General features: G+C 62.6%; 13 protein-coding genes and 1 tRNA gene. 5 read left to right on the top strand and 9 right to left on the bottom strand.

Features of this window, described 5'->3' with window-relative positions; all coding sequences use genetic code 11:
• Window positions 1–4: 4 nt before the first annotated feature.
• Entirely contained in the window at window positions 5–1,714 is a 1,710-nt protein-coding gene (locus tag JIN81_RS05845; protein ID WP_200277569.1) for a transglutaminase-like domain-containing protein, read from the bottom strand.
• Complete coding sequence (locus JIN81_RS19435; RefSeq protein WP_200277571.1) at window positions 1,707–2,828, bottom strand: DUF58 domain-containing protein; 1,122 nt, start codon at window positions 2,826–2,828, stop codon at window positions 1,707–1,709. Before JIN81_RS19435 ends, JIN81_RS05845 begins: the two co-directional genes overlap by 8 nt.
• 105 nt (window positions 2,829–2,933) lie before the next feature.
• Here JIN81_RS19435 and JIN81_RS05855 point away from each other — a divergent pair, with 105 nt between their 5' ends.
• Window positions 2,934–4,244, top strand: coding sequence for a glutamate--tRNA ligase (locus tag JIN81_RS05855; RefSeq protein ID WP_200277573.1), 1,311 nt, complete (start codon window positions 2,934–2,936; stop codon window positions 4,242–4,244).
• Window positions 4,245–4,270: 26 nt separating this feature from the next.
• On the top strand, window positions 4,271–5,158 hold the full coding sequence (aroE, locus tag JIN81_RS05860; protein ID WP_200277575.1) for a shikimate dehydrogenase: 888 nt from the start codon (window positions 4,271–4,273) through the stop codon (window positions 5,156–5,158).
• Window positions 5,159–5,163: 5 nt separating this feature from the next.
• Here aroE and JIN81_RS05865 read toward each other — a convergent pair whose 3' ends face one another.
• The 4 genes from JIN81_RS05865 to JIN81_RS05880 form a co-directional block, all read right to left on the bottom strand.
• Window positions 5,164–6,261, bottom strand: a complete 1,098-nt coding sequence (locus JIN81_RS05865; protein ID WP_200277577.1) for a hypothetical protein — start codon at window positions 6,259–6,261, stop codon at window positions 5,164–5,166.
• Complete coding sequence (locus JIN81_RS05870; RefSeq protein WP_200277579.1) at window positions 6,258–7,310, bottom strand: hypothetical protein; 1,053 nt, start codon at window positions 7,308–7,310, stop codon at window positions 6,258–6,260. The genes JIN81_RS05865 and JIN81_RS05870 overlap by 4 nt, the downstream gene beginning before the upstream one ends.
• 69 nt (window positions 7,311–7,379) lie before the next feature.
• The gene (locus tag JIN81_RS05875) at window positions 7,380–8,648 is read right to left on the bottom strand and encodes a Gfo/Idh/MocA family oxidoreductase (protein WP_200277581.1); all 1,269 of its coding nucleotides are present in this window, start codon (window positions 8,646–8,648) and stop codon (window positions 7,380–7,382) included.
• On the bottom strand, window positions 8,645–9,931 hold the full coding sequence (locus JIN81_RS05880) for a nucleoside permease (RefSeq protein ID WP_200277583.1): 1,287 nt from the start codon (window positions 9,929–9,931) through the stop codon (window positions 8,645–8,647). The genes JIN81_RS05875 and JIN81_RS05880 overlap by 4 nt, the downstream gene beginning before the upstream one ends.
• 258 nt (window positions 9,932–10,189) lie before the next feature.
• Between JIN81_RS05880 and JIN81_RS05885 the strand changes: the two genes are divergently transcribed.
• Window positions 10,190–11,422, top strand: coding sequence for an MFS transporter (locus tag JIN81_RS05885; RefSeq protein WP_200277585.1), 1,233 nt, complete (start codon window positions 10,190–10,192; stop codon window positions 11,420–11,422).
• A 34-nt stretch (window positions 11,423–11,456) separates the two neighbouring features.
• Here the strand turns inward: JIN81_RS05885 and JIN81_RS05890 are convergent, their stop codons facing one another.
• Window positions 11,457–12,359: a malate dehydrogenase gene (locus JIN81_RS05890; protein ID WP_200277587.1), complete on the bottom strand. Its 903-nt coding sequence runs from the start codon at window positions 12,357–12,359 to the stop codon at window positions 11,457–11,459.
• Window positions 12,360–12,539: 180 nt separating this feature from the next.
• On the opposite strand from JIN81_RS05890, the gene JIN81_RS05895 reads away from it, so the two are divergent.
• Window positions 12,540–13,835: an MFS transporter gene (locus JIN81_RS05895; protein ID WP_200277589.1), complete on the top strand. Its 1,296-nt coding sequence runs from the start codon at window positions 12,540–12,542 to the stop codon at window positions 13,833–13,835.
• 91 nt (window positions 13,836–13,926) lie between these two features.
• On the opposite strand, the gene JIN81_RS05900 is transcribed toward JIN81_RS05895, so the two are convergent.
• Both JIN81_RS05900 and JIN81_RS05905 read right to left on the bottom strand, forming a co-directional pair.
• Window positions 13,927–14,337, bottom strand: coding sequence for a hypothetical protein (locus JIN81_RS05900; RefSeq protein WP_200277591.1), 411 nt, complete (start codon window positions 14,335–14,337; stop codon window positions 13,927–13,929).
• Window positions 14,338–14,542: 205 nt separating this feature from the next.
• Window positions 14,543–14,632 (bottom strand) — tRNA-Ser (locus JIN81_RS05905).
• A gap of 334 nt (window positions 14,633–14,966) precedes the next feature.
• Between JIN81_RS05905 and dnaK the strand changes: the two genes are divergently transcribed.
• The gene (gene dnaK / locus JIN81_RS05910) at window positions 14,967–16,898 is read left to right on the top strand and encodes a molecular chaperone DnaK (protein ID WP_200277599.1); all 1,932 of its coding nucleotides are present in this window, start codon (window positions 14,967–14,969) and stop codon (window positions 16,896–16,898) included.
• The last annotated feature ends 63 nt before the right edge of the window (window positions 16,899–16,961 follow it).

Genomic DNA, 16,961 nt, shown 5'->3' on the forward strand with positions numbered 1-16,961 from the left:
CCACCTAGCGCCGTTCCGCCGCCCACGAGCGGATCTGCTTCTCGAGCGAGGACTCCACGGACCGGTCCCGCTCATGGCCTTCATAGGAAGTGCCGTAGTGATAGTCCAGCAGTGCATCCAGGAACCCCGGAGGCTCCTCCAGCTTGTCACCGATGGCCCGAAGCGTCGCCCCTCGCGGAGTCGCCACACCCTGACCTCGGCAGGCAGCCAGGAACGCCTTCACATAACCTGACGACCGGGAACCTCGCCGACGCACCTGGTCTCCGGCGCGCACCTGTCGACGGAAGGAGCGCAGCACCAGACCGCACAGCAAGGGCAATCCGATGGCCAACAGAGCAAGGGGTGCCCAAATCCGCAGGCCGTCCACCGTTTCCTCCCCGTCGTCCGACACATGGTCGAATCCCGGAGGTCGTTCATCCTCATCAGCCACCCGGGGAACCGCAGCCGCCAATCCGTCGGCTGGTGTCGGGTCCAGCACCACCCAGCCCCACCCTTCCAGCAGGACCTCCGTCCACGCATGCGCCTCATTGGTCCGGAATACGAAGTATCCACTGGTTTCGTAGTAGGTCCCGCCGGTCCATCCGTAGCAAACCCGTGAGGGAATCCCCGCCGCACGGGCCAGCAGGGCGCCCGCCGTGGCGAAGAACTCACAGTGACCCCGCTGTTCGTAGAAAAGGAAGTTCTCCAAGGGATCCCGGTCATTGGGGTTCTCCGTGACAAGGGAGTAATCGAGTGTGGTCCGCAGATGGTTGCGGATCCTCAGCAACCGCTCGACCGGGCTCCCCTCGCCCTGCACCACCCGGGCGAGATCCGCGAGCCGGAAGCCCAGTGCCCCGTCCGGCATTTCCATGAGCCGAGACGGCACCTCGTCCGGAATCGAAACCTCCATTCCCACCAGATCGTCCAGCAGGGTCGGCCGGGACCGGGAATCATAGCGATAACCGTCCTCCCCTTCCTCAAGTCCCTGCAAAAGGTGCATCCCACGATCCACTTCCGTGACCTGATCCACCTTCGCGGCCTCCAGACCCTGAAGGCCCAGCACCAGGTTCTCACCGTTCTCCTGATAGCCATGATACATCCGGCAGACGATCTCCTCCTGCTGCGAGTCTTCTCCAAACTCCGCCCATCCGTCCGGCCCGGCAGGAATTTCCCAGCTCTCCGCAGAACCGATCCTCCACGCTCCATCCCGGAATTCACTCAGACCGAAGGCATGGACATACAACTGCCGCTCGATCAAATCCGACGCACGCTCCAAGGGCTGCACGAACACCTCCGGCCGATTGCCCGGCTTCAGATTCGTCCGCTCCGGCAGCGGCCGCATGCGCGTGTTGTTGATCAACCAGTGACCTCCCCGCGCAGACCCGCCACCTGCCTCCGACTCCTCGACCCGCGCTGCCCCACCCGGCCTCAACCACGCATCGAAACGCTCCGCCACGGCTTCAAGTCGCGTCGGCATGGCACCGAACACCCCCCACAGCATCAGTTCCAATGCCAGGACCCCGACCCCGAGACCGAGGAAACTTGTCAGCCGAATCGCGGTCGGTGAAGCCAGCACCGGATCAGTCCGCTCAGGCCGACGCCGCCAGGTCAGGACGCCCAGACCGAGCACCACCACCGCCAGTGCCGACCTCAAGCCGCCATGCCAACCCTCCGGAAATCCCCGGAGAAGTCCGTAGGCCGCGACCACCGAAAGAACCAATGCCGCGCTACGCATGCACCCTCCCTCCCAATGCCAGGCGCCGCCCCTGCTCGAAACGCGTCACATCGATCACCCGGACCTGCGACCGGGACTCGACCACGCTGCTCCACGACACCAGCGGCATGTCGGACATCACCCACACCTCACCGTCGCATTCATCCAGCCTCGCTTCCAACTCGTGACGCTCGGTTGCCGCCTCCCGCTGGCATCCCGCCAACCGATCTCCCAGCCGACCCAGCTCACGACGACTCCGGATCACCGCCGGAACCCACGCCGAAAAATCCGATAGAAACCGGACTTCCACCCCCGCCGCCTGAAGGTGGCCCATCGCTCCCCAGGCCAGCGAAATCGCCCGCTCAAAGCGATCGGGCCGAATCAACATGCCGTCTGCCGCATACGAGTGAAACACCAGTGTCACCTGCCTCGGTCTCATGCCCGGTGGATCCCACTCACGAACCACCAGACCGGTGCCACGCGCCACCGCCCGCAGGCTCGCCGGCCACGACACATCCCGCATCCGGTCTCCGGCACGGAATTCACGCATCCCCCGCGGCATCCCGGAACTCTCGCGGTGCAGCGGATCGAAAAGGCCATCCTTCTCCTCATCGGCGCCCCCCTCCAGCAACTCCACCGGCACGATCGGCCGGGGGAGCACCGTCAGGGCGTGACCCACCTCCCCATCCAGCCCCGCCCTCACCAGACCCCACGGGAAAACCGAGATCATCTGATATTCGAGCACCTTGCCATCGCCGCGCCCGTCCGACGACACACGAATCTCACCGCCAGCCTGGCCTCCCGCGACCACCCAGGGCACCTCCATCCGCGCTTCCAGTCCACCCGGCCCGCGAATCTGCAGCTGCACGCCCACGGCATCGAAAAACCGCCGCTCATTCCGCAAAGTCACCTGCAAGCGATAGCTCTCACCCGCACGCACCACGCGGGGGCCCTCGACCTCCACCCTCAGCCTCCGCAGATTCCAGACCGCAAACAAGGCCGAGAAACCCACCCAGCCCGCAGCCGCCACCCCGAGCGTCAGCAGCACGCCATCCACACGCAACACCCCGGCCGCCGCCAGTGCCACCGCACCACCCAGCACCACACTGCCACGTGTTTCAATTTTCCTACGCACTCCTTGAGGCACCCTGCGCCATCCATCACCCCCGCGCAATCCGACATTGCAGCTCACCCAAATTCCCCCTTGTCAGCCGCCCGCTCTTCCTTCGTCCTTCCGCCCATGCAGATCCGCACCCGCTTCGCCCCGTCCCCGACCGGATACCTCCACGTCGGTGGCGCGCGCACCGCCCTCTTCAACTACCTGTTCGCCAAACAGAGTGGCGGCCAGTTCGTCCTCCGTGTCGAAGACACGGATCAGGCACGCAATACCGAGGAAGCCCGGGCCGCCATCTTCGACGGCATGCGCTGGCTCGGCCTCGACTGGGACGAAGGCGAATCCAAGGGCGGCGAGTTCGGCCCCTACAACCAATCGGAGCGCAGCAGCATCTACGACCGTTGGTTCGAAGTGCTTCGCGAGAAGGGCCGCGTGTACGAGGACGACGGAGCCTGGAGGTTCCGCTTCGAACGCAAGCCGATCACCATGCACGACCTCGTCTGCGGCGAAGTCACCATCGACTACACGAACGTCGACAACACACCCGACATGGTCGTTCGACGCTCCGATGGCAGCTACGTCTTCCACTTCGTCAATGTCGTCGATGACCTCGAAATGAAGATCACCCACGTGATCCGCGGCGAAGACCACCTGATGAACACCCCGAAGCATCTTCAACTCTTCGAAGCCTTCGGCGTGGACGCCCCGCAATACGCCCACATCCCCCTCATCCTCAATGGAGACGGCTCAAAGATGTCCAAACGCGACGAAGGCGCCGCCATCGGGGACTACCAGACCCAGGGGTTCCTGCCGGACGCCACCTTCAACTTCCTCGCCCTCCTCGGTTGGTCGCCCAAGTCCGAGGAAGAGGTGTTCTCACCCGCCGAACTGATCGAGCGCTTCTCCCTTGAGAAGGTCAACCGGGCGCCCGCCCGCTTCGATGCCGAGAAGTGCGCCTGGCTCAACCAACAGCACCTTCTCAAGCTCGACGCCGGGGCTTTCGCCGACGCAGCCCGACCCTTCGTCGCGTCCGCCGGCCTCCCCATCGACGAACGTTACCCGGCCGCAGCCGCCGCGGTTCAGGAAAAGGTCAGACTCCTCTCCGAAGTGCCCGCCGCCCTCGATTTCCTGCTCGTCGATGAGATCGAAACTCAGCCCGACGTGCTCGAGAAAGTCCGCAAGAACGATGCGGCCAAAGCCCTCCTCGAAGCCCTCGCCGGTGCCTTTCGCGAGACCTCCGACTGGTCGGCGGACACCGCCAAGGCCGCCATCGGCGACACCGCCAAAGCCAATGGAGCCAAGCCCGGCCAGCTCATGTTCCCCACCCGCGTCGCCCTTTCCGGGAAAGGCGGAGGACCCGACCTCGGAGACATTCTCGCGCTGCTCGGCCAGAAAACTTCCGCCGACCGCGTCGAGGCCTTCGCCAAACAACTCTAACAGCGCGATCATCCCGACGGCCAACCATGACGGTTCACACCATCGACGACCTCACCTCCCGCGACCTGTTGGACGCGGGAGGGAAGAAGCCTGCGAAGCTGGCCGTGATCGGACACCCGGTGAAGCATTCCGCCTCCCCGCGGATGCACCAGCCGGCACTCGATGAGGCCGGGATCGACGCCCGCTACGTGGCCATCGACATCGAACCCGGGCAAGTCCGCGAAGCCTTCGCCAGAATGCGCGCGCTGGGCTTCGTCGGCACCAATGTCACCGTGCCGCACAAGTTTGATGCGCTGGCCGCATGCGACGAGATCGATGAAGCCGCGAAGATGCTTGGAGCCGTCAACACCGTCCGGTTCGATGAGGACGCCATTCGCGGCAGCAACACCGATGGCTATGGATTCGAACAGGCCGTCCGCGAGGCCCTCGGCTTTGAATTGAAGGATAGAGCCATCCTCATCGCCGGAGCCGGTGGCGGAGCCGGTGGCGCCATCGCGGCCCACTGCGTGCTCGCCGGTGCCCGCAAGTTGGTGCTGGCGAACCGCACAGTCTCGAAGATCGAGGAACTCGCCGCCCGTCTCCAGGGTGGTGCCACCGAAGTCCAGATCCGCGCGCTCGATGATGCCTCCCTGGCCGGGCTGGCCCACGACTGCGACCTGCTCGTCAACACCAGCTCGCTCGGACTCAAGGACGGGGACCCATCCCCCCTCGACCCCGCTTGTTTCCGCAGCGGTCAGGCGGTGTTCGACACCATCTACCAGCCCCCTCTCACCCCCTTCCTGATCGCTGCCGGACAGGCGGGAGCACAAACCGCCAACGGCAAGGACATGCTCCTTCACCAAGGCGTCAAGGCCTTCAACCTCTGGTTCCCCGACACCACCCCGGAAGCCGCCATGCGCCGCGGATTGGGCTGAGGGCGCTACTCGTCGTCGGGCAGACCCAGCTCGTCAAAGGACATCCAGTGACAGGCCAGCAGCTTGTCGATTTCGAATCCCCATTCGCCGTGTTCGTCCTTCTCGGCGCTGCGCCGCAGAACCACCCTGAGCCGGATCATCCCCTTCGGATCCTTCTCGATCATGCGGGTGCCGAAGCCACCGACTCCCTCCTCCCGCATCGCGAAGGCCGCCTTGAGCTGCTGTCCGATCTCCGATCCGGGGTCCACACGAACTTCCGGCGAACTGAGACCCGGCTTACCCGGAGTCCACAGCCGCGGTTCCAGCAGCATCAGACGGGAAACATCCCCCCGGCCCCCGGTTGAATTCGCCCGCCGCCGGGCAAGGACGCGGAACTCACCTACGTCGGGTCCCGTACCTGAAAGAAACAAGCTCCATGGCTCCGCGGAGTAGCGGCTGAGGTTCTGCCAGTCGATCTTCCACTCCTTCTCCTCATCCTGCACGAACACGGCTTCCACCCGCTCGCCGCCAGGCATCTCCCAAGCACTCTCCATCGCGGGCCCCGCCGGTGACTCGAAGCGGTCGAAGAAAAGCATCCTTGGTCTCTCCTCACCCTCCAGAACCGGCACTCGCTCGGTGGCCCTCGCCATCAGCCCCACCGTTGTCACCGGGTCGAGAACGAAAGCTGAGCGCGCCTCGGGCACACCCGCATCGAGGAACTCCATCAGGTTGGAGTAGCACTCGCCGTAAGCCTCCGTCAAAAACTGCCCCTCCTCCCGCTGTTCTGCAAAGGTCTTGTCCCCGTCGACCTCACGAACCTCACCGCCCGACCGCATCCAAGCGACCAGACCGACCACCATTGCCAGAAAGACCACCCACACCGTCACAAAGACCGCGACCCCCTTCGACTTCGTGCTCGTCCGCGACCTGTCCAGCCCGGCACTCGATACCGGTGCCGACCCGGGTCGTTCCTCACGGATCCGGCTCGCCAACTTCCCGGCCTGTACGAAGGCAAATTCCGACGGGTCCACGACCGGCTGCCCGCCGCATTCCGGACACAGTTGATCCGGAGCGTCCTGAAACAGCCCGCCACAGCGCCCGCAATGAAACCATCCCTGACTCATCGCTCTCCGTCCCACTGGACCCAGTTCTCGGCGACCACGTCCTCGATGATCAACTGCCTGCGCCCCGTTTCCGGCGTCTTGCGAAGCCGCAGGATCAAACTCACATCCTTCCTGTCCTCGAGGATCATCGAGTCCTCCCGCAGCACGGTCTCGAGCTGCGCCGCCACGGGAGAACCGATCTCGGCGTAGCCCCACACCCAGTCCTCATCGAACTGCGGAGTCAGCTTGAAACACCGGTAGCGATCATCATCGATGCTCGACGTGTAATAATGGTCCGCCTCGACCACCACCCGCATCACCACCTCGCTTGAAGGTTCGATACGATCCAGCTCGCCGAATGGCACATCACCGACACCGAACGAAGCGGCCCAGTCCAGTTCCACCTCATCACCCTTCGGCACGAATATCAGATTCACTTTCCGTCCCTCGTCGTCCTCGCCATTCAGCGAAAACCATGCCCGGTCGCCCGCTTCTGCGAAAGCCAGCTGAAGTCGATCCACCTCCGCGTCTTGCATCCGAAGCGGCTCCCAACGCTGCTTGAGCACTTCCACCCATCGCCCTTGGTCGCGAATCACCGGCAGGGCATCGGCCACCTCCGTGGCCGCGAGGTAACGTCGGAGCTTCTCCCGGGCCTTGCCCAGATAGTGCTGGGTGTTCGCCGAAAGCTGTCCAAGCCCGGAAATCTCACCGTCCCGTTCCACCGCCACGCCTTCGTAGGGAGCCGCCTCGCCCGGAGCTCCATCATTGCGGTTCTGCATCGCGACCACCACACTGAGGAGAATCAACACTCCGACACCTCCCGCCATCGCCAGCGTCAGGTGCCGATTGCTCATCTTCTTCCCACGCCGGCGTCGCTCGGGTTCCGGACCGGCCGGGCCGACATCCTCGAGGGTCCTCTTCACCTGAGGGGTCACCTTGTTCTCAAGCCGGACCACCTCTTCTTCCGGTTCGACCTGAACCCACCCCTGAGGCGCACCTCCACCGATCACCCGGATTTCAATCCCGGCTGGCTCGGTGGCTTGGCTCTCGTCGCGCTCTTCAGGGTCCATGGGCCTAGGCCGCGGAGGCTGGACCGAAACCAGCCCTTCGACAAGTCTCCGCTACGCGGAAAGCGTCAGTTAATACTCGATTTTCCAAGGTCCGCGCATCGGCTGATTGACCAGCGCCGTCGCTTCCGGGTCGTCAAAGGTGAGCGTCTTGGGATCGAACTTCAGGTTCTTGTTCAGACGGTGGGCGATCTTGCCCATGTTCACCATGGTGCACGACCAGAACCCGTTCACCTCGTTGAGCGCGAACTTCTTGCGCGTCCGCACGCTTTCGTGGAAGTCGGTGATCATCGGCTCGGGATCCGGCAGCTCCTTGATCTTTTTCAAGAGGTCAGGCACATCCGACTTCATCCGGCGGAAGATCTTGCCCTTCGGCCCTTCCATGAAGGCAGCTTCCTTGTCCCGGTTCTCCCCATCGAGCACGATCTTGCAGCCGTCCGCATAGGTGAAGGTGATCCGCCGCCATGTACCGACCGCTTCCTTGTCCTGAGGATCGGCATCGATCTCCACCGAGATCGGCGACGTGTCATCCTTGCCGAGAATGTACTGAACCGGATCCAGATAGTGCTGGCCCATGTCACCAAGTCCCCCACCATCGTAGTCCCAGTAGCCGCGGAAGGTCTGGTGCACGCGGTGCGGGTGGTAAGGTTTCTTCGGCGCAGGGCCGAGCCACATGTCATAGTCGAGCTCAGGCGGCACCGGTTGCTCCTTGAGCCCCGGTTTCCCCACCCAGTTGAACTTCCAGTTGAAGCCCGTGGTGGCGGAAAGCGTCACCTTGATCGGCCAGCCGATCAGATCGTGCATCGCCGCCTTCTTCATCATCTGGACCGGTGCGCTCATGCCGTAGAAGCCGCTCTTGAAGCGGAACCAGGTATTCACCCGGAACATCCGTTCATACTTCGCTGCGGCCTTCACCATCTCGGCACCCTCTCCGATCGTCCGGCTCATCGGCTTCTCGCCCCAAACATCCTTCCCCGCCTTCATGGCCTCGATCCCCTGGATCGCGTGCCAGTGCGGAGGAGTCGCCACATGGACGATGTCGATATCATCCCGCGCGACCAGTTCGCGCCAGTCCGAGTAGCCCGTGATGCCCTTCGATTCACCACCCGTCTGGGTCATGCGATTGGCAAGGTGCTTGGAATCCACATCGCACAACGCGAGCAGACGTCCCGGCATTGCCAGGTGGGCGCTGCAGATCCCGCCGCAGCCGATGATGCCCCGGGTGAGTTCTTCCGAGGGAGGTGTCTGACCGTTGAGGCCCAGCACACGACTGGGAACGATCTGGACAGTGGCAAAGGCGGCGAGGCCCTTCAGTGTTTGGCGTCGGGTCAGTTGATTCATTGGATCACTTCAGGTGTTTGAGCTGCTTCTTCCAGGGTTTCATCCACGGATGGCTTCATCCGGTCCCGGAAGACCGCGAGGAAAACGAGGAGGATTCCACCCGCCATCATGGCCGGAATCCACCAGAAGGCCGGCCACTTGGCCAAGGCATCGGCACCGGTCGCCCCGGCCAGTTTCTGCGTGAAGAACACGTCGTTGAGCTTCGCACCGAGATACATGCCGATGCCCTGCGTCAGCACGACAAGAAACCCCTGCGCCTGCCCGCGGATCGCCTCAGGCGCTTTCTTGTCCGTGTAGATCTGCCCGGTGACGAAGAAGAAGTCGTAGCAGATCCCGTGCAGGAGGATGCCCGTGAAGATCATCCACTTGACCGAATCGGGCGCCGCGACCGCGAAGAGGGCGTAGCGCAGGACCCAACAGGCCATCCCGATCGCCAGCATCCACTTCACCCCCAATCGCGCGAACAGCAACGGAATGATCAACATGAAGAAGATCTCGGAGATCTGCCCCCAGAACATGGTGCCCGCGGCGGAACCGAATCCAGCGTCCGTGATGAAGGTCGCCGCATAGGCATAGTAGGCCTGGAGCGGAATGCAGATCAGCAGGGACGCCAGCGCGAAGACGAGGAAGTTCAGATCCTTCAACATCCCGAGCGACTCAAGTCCCAGCGCCTGAACCAGCGAAGGCTTCTTGCCGCGGCTCACCGGCGGCGTGTTCGGCAGGAAAAATGAAAACACCCCGAGCACGAAACTCGATCCAGCGGCAATCTGCAGCGGCAGGGCCGTGGCATCCGCCTTCAGGATGGTTCCCACCAGGAAACCCGCTGCAATCCAGCCGATGGTCCCGAACACCCGGATCACCGGGAACTGCTTCTCCGAGTCCTCGATGTTTCGCATCGCCAGCGTGTTCGTCAGACCAAGCGTCGGCATGTAGCAGAGCATGTAACCCAGCAGTACCCAGAAGAAGAGCCCCTCACGGCCACCCAGCTCCTGCTGGATCGACCAGGGAACCATCAACATGATGCCCCCGCCGATCAGGTGCAGGATCCCCAGCACCACCTGGGTTGGAAGAAAACGGTCCGCCAGCAAGCCGAGGAACACCGGAGCAATGATCGCCGCGATCGGACCAACGGAATAGGCCGTGCCGATGCCCGCGGAAAAGTCGACCCCCTGCCTCAGATAGACCCCGATGGTCACAAACCATGCTCCCCAGATGAAAAACTCCAGGAACATCATCAGCGAGAGCCGGGGCAGCAAAAGAGGGGCGTCGGGCTTGCGTGTCATCGTGGTCTATGAATCCCCCCAACCCCCGGAGGGGACAAGCAGGAAGTGCCCCCATATTCGGATCAAAGCGACCTCATCTCTCAATTAATCGACATTTTTTAGCGTAATTCCGCCAAATTCCACCGTCCACCCCATCGAAAGGCACACGACGCGCCATTCGCGTGAATCTCAACGAATCACCGCCCGAAGCGCACAAACCCGCCAAATCGGGATTTTCCAATTTCCAATCGGCTCTCACTGCGCTGATCCTCCGCCCCCATGCCATCGCCCATCCCCGGTCAGGAAGATTTCAATCAGCGGGGAAAAACCTTTCGACTGGAGCTGCTCAGGGCGATGCCCGCCGGATTCGTGGATACCGCCGCGAGCACCTTCGCCCTGTTCATCGCCATCCGGGTGTTCGATCTGTCGCCGCTCATGAAAGGGGCGATGATCTCCGCCGGCAGCGTGGGCCTGCTGCTCAGCCTGTTCATCGTCCAGATCGCCCGACGCCTCGGGCGACCGGTCAACCGACTCGCCGCCTTGATCTGGGTGATCGCCGCTCACGGCTTCGCCATGGCCGCGCTCTCGGAAGGACATGGCAACCGCTACTTCTCGGGGTGCTTCATCGCCTTCACCGCTCTGGGCATGGGCACCCCCCTGATCGCCCAGATCTATCGCAAGCACTACCCCGACCAATCCCGCGGCCGACTCTTCTCCTTCACCGCCATGATGCGGGCCAGCGCCGCGGGACTCGTGGCGTGGGGCGTGGGCGCGTGGATCAGCTCCCGCGACGGCGCCTTCTCGCCACTGTTCTGGGCCTACGCGGGAGCCTGCCTGGCCATGGCGGCATGTGTCACCGCCGTTGCACCGGTCGTTCTGCGACGGACCATCCAGCTGAAATGGTTCGATGCCTTCCGCCACGTCGGCGGCGACGCTCCATTCCGCAAACTACTGAAAGTCTGGATGGTCTTCGGTCTCGGCAACCTCATCAGCTGGGCCCTCTTCGTCGAGTTCATCAGTAACCCGGTCTATGGCTTCGGGCTGGATGCCGAGAACGTCGCCATCATTTCAAGTACAGTACCCATGGTGGTATTCATCGCCTGCGTCGTGCCCTGGGGGTTCGTCTTCGATCGCCTCCCCTTCTACTCGGTGCGTGCGCTGGTGAATGTGTTCTTCATCGCCGGCATCCTCATCTTCTTCCTCGGCGGAAACTGGCTCTCCCTGTGCATCGGCATCGGCCTCCACGGCGTGGCCCGCTCCGGCGGAAACATCCTGTGGACCCTGTGGGTCACCCGCTTCGCCGACAGCGAGCGCGTCCTCGAATACATGAGCGTCCACACCTTCCTCACCGGTCTCCGCGGCGTGTTCGCCCCCTTGATTGCCTTCACCGCCGCCGAGTTCCTCACCCCGACGTGGGTGGCGTGGACTTCGGCCAGCCTCATCTTCCTCAGCACTCTCGCCATCCTCCCCGAGATCCGGGAGGAACTGACCCGGAGGAAGGCGAGAGCCTAGACCGAGAAATCCCCGAGCAGCGACCCGAAGCCGATCAAAGGCTCTTCGTCACCTCCCTCACGACTTCCGCTGCCTTGAGGAAGGCCACCTCCTCCTCTTGATTGAGGTTGGGATGAATCAATCGGACGATCCCCGTCCTGCCGACAACAACCGGCAAGCTCATGCAAACGTCATCGACGCCCAAGAATCCATCAATCCGCACACTCAACGGCAGCGTGCGGCGCTCATCACGGAGGATGGCTTCCACCACGTGGGCAGCCGCCAGACCAATCGCATAACAGGTGTTCCCCTTCTTTCGAAACACCTCGATGCCGAATCCCTTCGCCCTCGCGGAGAGCTCGCGGTGGACTGCTGAATCTTCAATTCTCTCTCCTCCCGCCTGAGCCACACTCATCGCCGGAAACTGGTGGTCTCCATGCTCACCCAGAATGTAGGCCCGGATGTCATCGGGATGAATGCCGACCATTTTCGAAAGCAGCTCACGGAACCGGATCGAATCCACCAGCGTGCCGGTCCCGAATACCCGCTGCGGTGGAAACCCGGTCAACTCCAGGGCAAGTGAGGTCAGCGGGTCGACAGGATTGCTCACCATCAGCAGCATGCAGTGAGGGGCGATCTCGGCGAGCGGCGGGAGAATCTCCCGCATCAAGCGGGCGTTGGCCTCGGCCATCGCATTCCGATCCGTGATGCCCTCCGGCACAGGAATGGACGCACAAACCACCACAATGTCACTGGCTGCGACATCCTCCAGCTCACCCGCACGAATGGTGGCCGGAGCCTGAAGAAACGCTTGAGCATGCGACAGGTCCAACGCCTCCCCCTCGGCCTTCGTTCGGTCTCGTCCGACGAGCACGATCTCTTCCGCCAGTTGTCGCAGCGTCAACGTGTAGGCGAGGGCCATGCCGACCGACCCCGGCCCGATGATTGAAACTTTCATATACTCCACCGCCCAGCAGATGAGGGGCCACTGAAGCCCTGAAGCCGAAAACCCATCAGCGAATCTTTCACGGGCCTCCAAGGGTTCGAAATCCGACCCTGGCCCGCCTCACCAAGGCCAGATTCGGAGGGGACCGACGCCAATCTTGCCCGATGACCCTTCCCGGTGCATAGATCGCGCGTGTCCTCCCTGATCAAACGAAGCGGCGCTTTCGAGCATCGCAACCCGCGCCTCTTCGTTCTCTTCACGACCCTTTACAATGCCAGGGCCTATTACCCCATTCTGGCCATCTTCTTCACCGACCTCGGGCTGACGCTGGATCAATACGTGCTGCTCAACTTCGCCTGGGCAGCCTCCATCTTCCTCCTAGAAGTTCCATCCGGGGCCTTCGCAGACACGCTCGGACGGAAGAAACTGCTGGTCCTCTCCGCGGCACTGATGGTCATCGAAATGGGGCTTCTCCTGTTTGCGCCTAAGGGTGGAGGGGCCCTCCTCTTCAGCCTGTGTCTGGTCAACCGCATCCTGTCCGGCGCCTCCGAGGCCGCCGCCAGTGGAGCCGACGAGGCCATCGCCTATGATGCCCTCCCTGAAGAAAACCGTGACAGCCTCTGGGATGACGTCCTCTCGACCGCCATGCGCTGGCGGGCCGGCGGCTTCCTCATCGCCATGACCCTCGGTGGACTCCTCTATGATCCCTCGTGGCTGACCAAGGTCGGCCTCACCGCCATCCCGATCGACCTCGCCCATCGTCTCCCCATGGCGCTGGTGTTCCTTCAGTCACTCGTCTGCCTCGGTCTGGCACTGCGTCTGGAAGAAGTCACCGAACCGCACATCGGCGACTCCCTCTCACGCTGCCGCAAAGCCTTCCGACTGACACTCGGCACCGCCCGCCATGTCTTCACGACCAAGCGCATCGCCATCGTCCTGATCGGTGGATTGCTGATCGACGCGGTCACCCGGAACTTCGCCACCATCAACAGCGAATACTACCGACTGATCGATATCCCGGCTTGGGCGTTCGGATTCATCGGTTCCCTCGTCGCGGTCGGGAACTGGTTCGTCCCCGCCATTGCCAAACGACTGAACCACCGACTCAGCCCGCTTGGGGTGCTCGGCATCGCCGCCATCGGCACCATCGCATCGCTCTTCCTCCTTGCTCCCGCATGGCCATGGTTCGGGCTCATCCCCTCCATCATCGTGATGTCGCTGCTCGGGTTCGTCAGCTTCACCTTGAGCAAATTCCTCCACAGCGAAGCCAGCTCCGACCAGCGGGCCACCATGCTGAGTGTCAAAGGCCTCGCATTCAACCTCGGCTACGGAGGCTACTCGCTGGCATTCTCCTTCCTCCTCGCCAAGCTCCGCGACGGCTCGGAGGGAGCGCTACAAAGTGCCCTCTGGTGGCAGGCAGCCGCCATGACTGCCATCTTGGTTCCCTATTTCCTGTGGGCACGCTGGACCTCGAAGAAGGACGCCTGACCCACACAGTTGCGGGGAAGCTGACCCAAGCGGCCGGTCCCATCGGCGAGGTGGGCATCCACCTCGTTCCATGGGGACCAAGATCACCGGCCTACTCGGCCATGCTGCGCGCCCAGGCAGGACCATTGGCTGCCTCGTAGGCCATGACACGACCCAACTCGCGGCCGGTCCGGCTGTCGAACAACTGCACGGTCGCCGGTCCATGATTACCCCGGGACTTCACCACCAGTTGCTCCTGTTCGCTCCACCAGCGCGTCTCCTCGACATTCGGAGAAGCGGTGCGGCAGGTGCCCAGCATTCGACTCCCTTCCCGAATGGTCACACTTCCCGAACCCTTGGTCGCCGTCAGCGGCTGAGTGAACCCCGCCTGGCTCGCGGAGGGCTGATTGCTCGTTGAGCCGGAAGTCGATGAGCTACTTCCGTTCTCTTCCACCACGATGCAGGATGGAAGTGCGAAGCTGATGAGTGCGATGGCGGTCGATGTGATCAAATGGTTCTTCATGATGACCTAAACATTGATCCGGTCTCGAGGGGATCGCGCAAGCAGGGATTTCCAAACGGGCATCATCGGCACTGCTCAGGACCTGAGATCTACGGAATCCACACGTGAGCAAGCGTCAAGTTCCCTATTCCCACCAGAGAAGCTCTGAAGCAGGCCCGGGCGGTCGGCCATCCTGATTGCTCGAGGCTCACGGATCTTCAAAAAATGGCGGACAGGGAGGGATTCGAACCCTCGGTGACATTGCTGCCACACACGCTTTCCAGGCGAGCCCATTCGACCACTCTGGCACCTGCCCTTTGAAGGGCGCGCACCCTAATTAGGCGATCTGAGCTTGGCAACCGGAAACTGAAAGGATCTCGCCTCCCCCCAGTCCGGCCAATCGGACCTGCCCCAGCCCCGAGGTGCGACAAGGATGACAACCCGGCCATGCTGTCACCCCTGGCTGCGACAACTTGTCCAAATTCCGGCTCACCTGACGACACCGTCCTACCCGCCCATATTCCATTTACCCATGACCCTCAACACCTTACGAAACCCAAACCATCGGTGGCACGGCAGCTGCGAAAGAGTAGGCAATCACGCGCCCGACAAGCGGGCTCTCAATCACACACACCGAACCCCTATATCTTATGTCTAAAATTCTAGGTATTGACCTCGGCACCACGAACTCCTGCATGGCCATCATGGACGGCGGAGAGCCGGTGGTCCTCGAAAACTCGGAGGGTGCACGCACCACTCCTTCTGTTGTCGCATTCACCAAATCCGGTGAACGCCTCGTCGGTCAGGCCGCCAAGCGCCAGGCCGTCACCAATCCGAAGAACACCATCTTCTCCGCCAAGCGCCTGATCGGCCGCAAGTTCTCCGAGCTTTCGGAAGCCGACAAGGCCATGCCCTACACCATCGTGGAAGCCTCCAACGGCGATGCCCACATTCAGGTGGAGGACGCCGGTGAAACCAAGACCTACTCGCCGCAGGAAATCGCGGCCATGGTCCTCGGCAAGCTCAAGGCGGACGCCGAGTCCAAGCTGGGCGAAACCATCACGGCGGCCGTCATCACCGTCCCCGCCTATTTCAACGACTCGCAGCGGAACGCCACCAAGGCTGCCGGTGAAATCGCCGGCCTTGAAGTGAAGCGCATCATCAATGAGCCCACCGCAGCGGCGCTTGCCTACGGTCTCGACAAGAAGTCCGATGAGAAGATCGCCGTGTATGACCTCGGCGGCGGCACCTTCGACATCTCCGTCCTGGAGATCGGTGACGGCGTCTTTGAAGTGCTTGCAACCGACGGTGACACCCAACTGGGTGGTGACGACTGGGACAACACGCTCATCAAGTGGATCGTCGACGAGTTCAAGAACGACCAAGGCATCGACCTGTCCGGCCAGCCCGACGCGCTCCAGCGCATCAAAGAGGAAGCCGAGAAGGCGAAGATCGCCCTTTCGTCCTCGCAGAGCTACGACATCAACCTTCCCTTCATCACCGCGGATCAAAGCGGACCGAAGCACATCCAGCTCTCGCTGAGCCGCTCGAAACTCGAGCAACTCACCGACAGCCTGTTCGAACGCACCAAGAAGCCGGTGACCGACTGCCTCAAGGAAGCCGGTGTCAGCTCCTCGGAGATCAACGAACTCGTGCTCGTCGGCGGCATGACCCGCATGCCGAAGGTGATCGAAACCGCACAGCAACTCGCAGGGAAGGAACCGCATCGCGGCGTGAACCCCGACGAGGTGGTCGCCATCGGTGCCTCCATCCAAGGCGGCGTGCTGCAAGGCGACGTGAAGGACGTGCTCCTTCTCGACGTCACCCCACTCAGCCTTTCCATCGAAACGGAAGGCTCACGGGCCACCCCGATGATCGAGCGCAACACCACCATCCCGGCCAAGAAGTCGCAGATCTTCTCGACGGCTTCCGACAACCAACCGGCGGTGGACATCCGCATTTGCCAAGGCGAACGCCCGATGTTCAACGACAACAAGTTGCTCGGTAACTTCCGCCTTGATGGCATCGCCGCCGCACGTCGCGGTGAACCTCAGATCGAAGTCACCTTCGACATCGACGCCAACGGCATCCTTCACGTCTCCGCCAAGGACAAGCAGTCCGGCAAGGAACAGAAGATCTCCATCCAAGGTTCCTCGGGACTGTCCGATGAGGAAATCGAGAAGGCCAAGCAGGAAGCGGAAGCCCACGCCGACGAAGACAAGAAGCGTGTCGAAGCCGTGGACACCAAGAACAAGGCCGAGAACCTCGTGTTCCAGGTCGAGAAGCAATTGTCCGAACTCCCTGCCGAAGCTCCTGCCGAAATCAAGGACGGCATCCAGAGCAAGGTCGATGCGGTCAAGGAAGCGCTCAAGAGCGACGACCTCGACCAGATCAAGTCGACCACCGAGACCCTCGAGGGTGCGGTGACCGAACTCTACAACGCCGCCCAGCAGGCCCAGGCCGCCGCTGGCGGAGCTGGCCCGATGCCCGACGTGCAGCAGGCCCAGCCGGAAGCGTCCGAGGAGTCCTCCGAGCCGAAGCCCGCCAAGGGCAAGGTCGTGGACGCCGAAGTCGTCGACTGATCAACCCCTCTTTCCACCCCGCTCCGGCGGGGTGGATTCTCAAACCAACAAACAACAACACAA

This window comes from Haloferula rosea, assembly GCF_016595525.1.
In the GTDB taxonomy this organism is placed as follows: domain Bacteria; phylum Verrucomicrobiota; class Verrucomicrobiia; order Verrucomicrobiales; family Akkermansiaceae; genus Haloferula; species Haloferula rosea.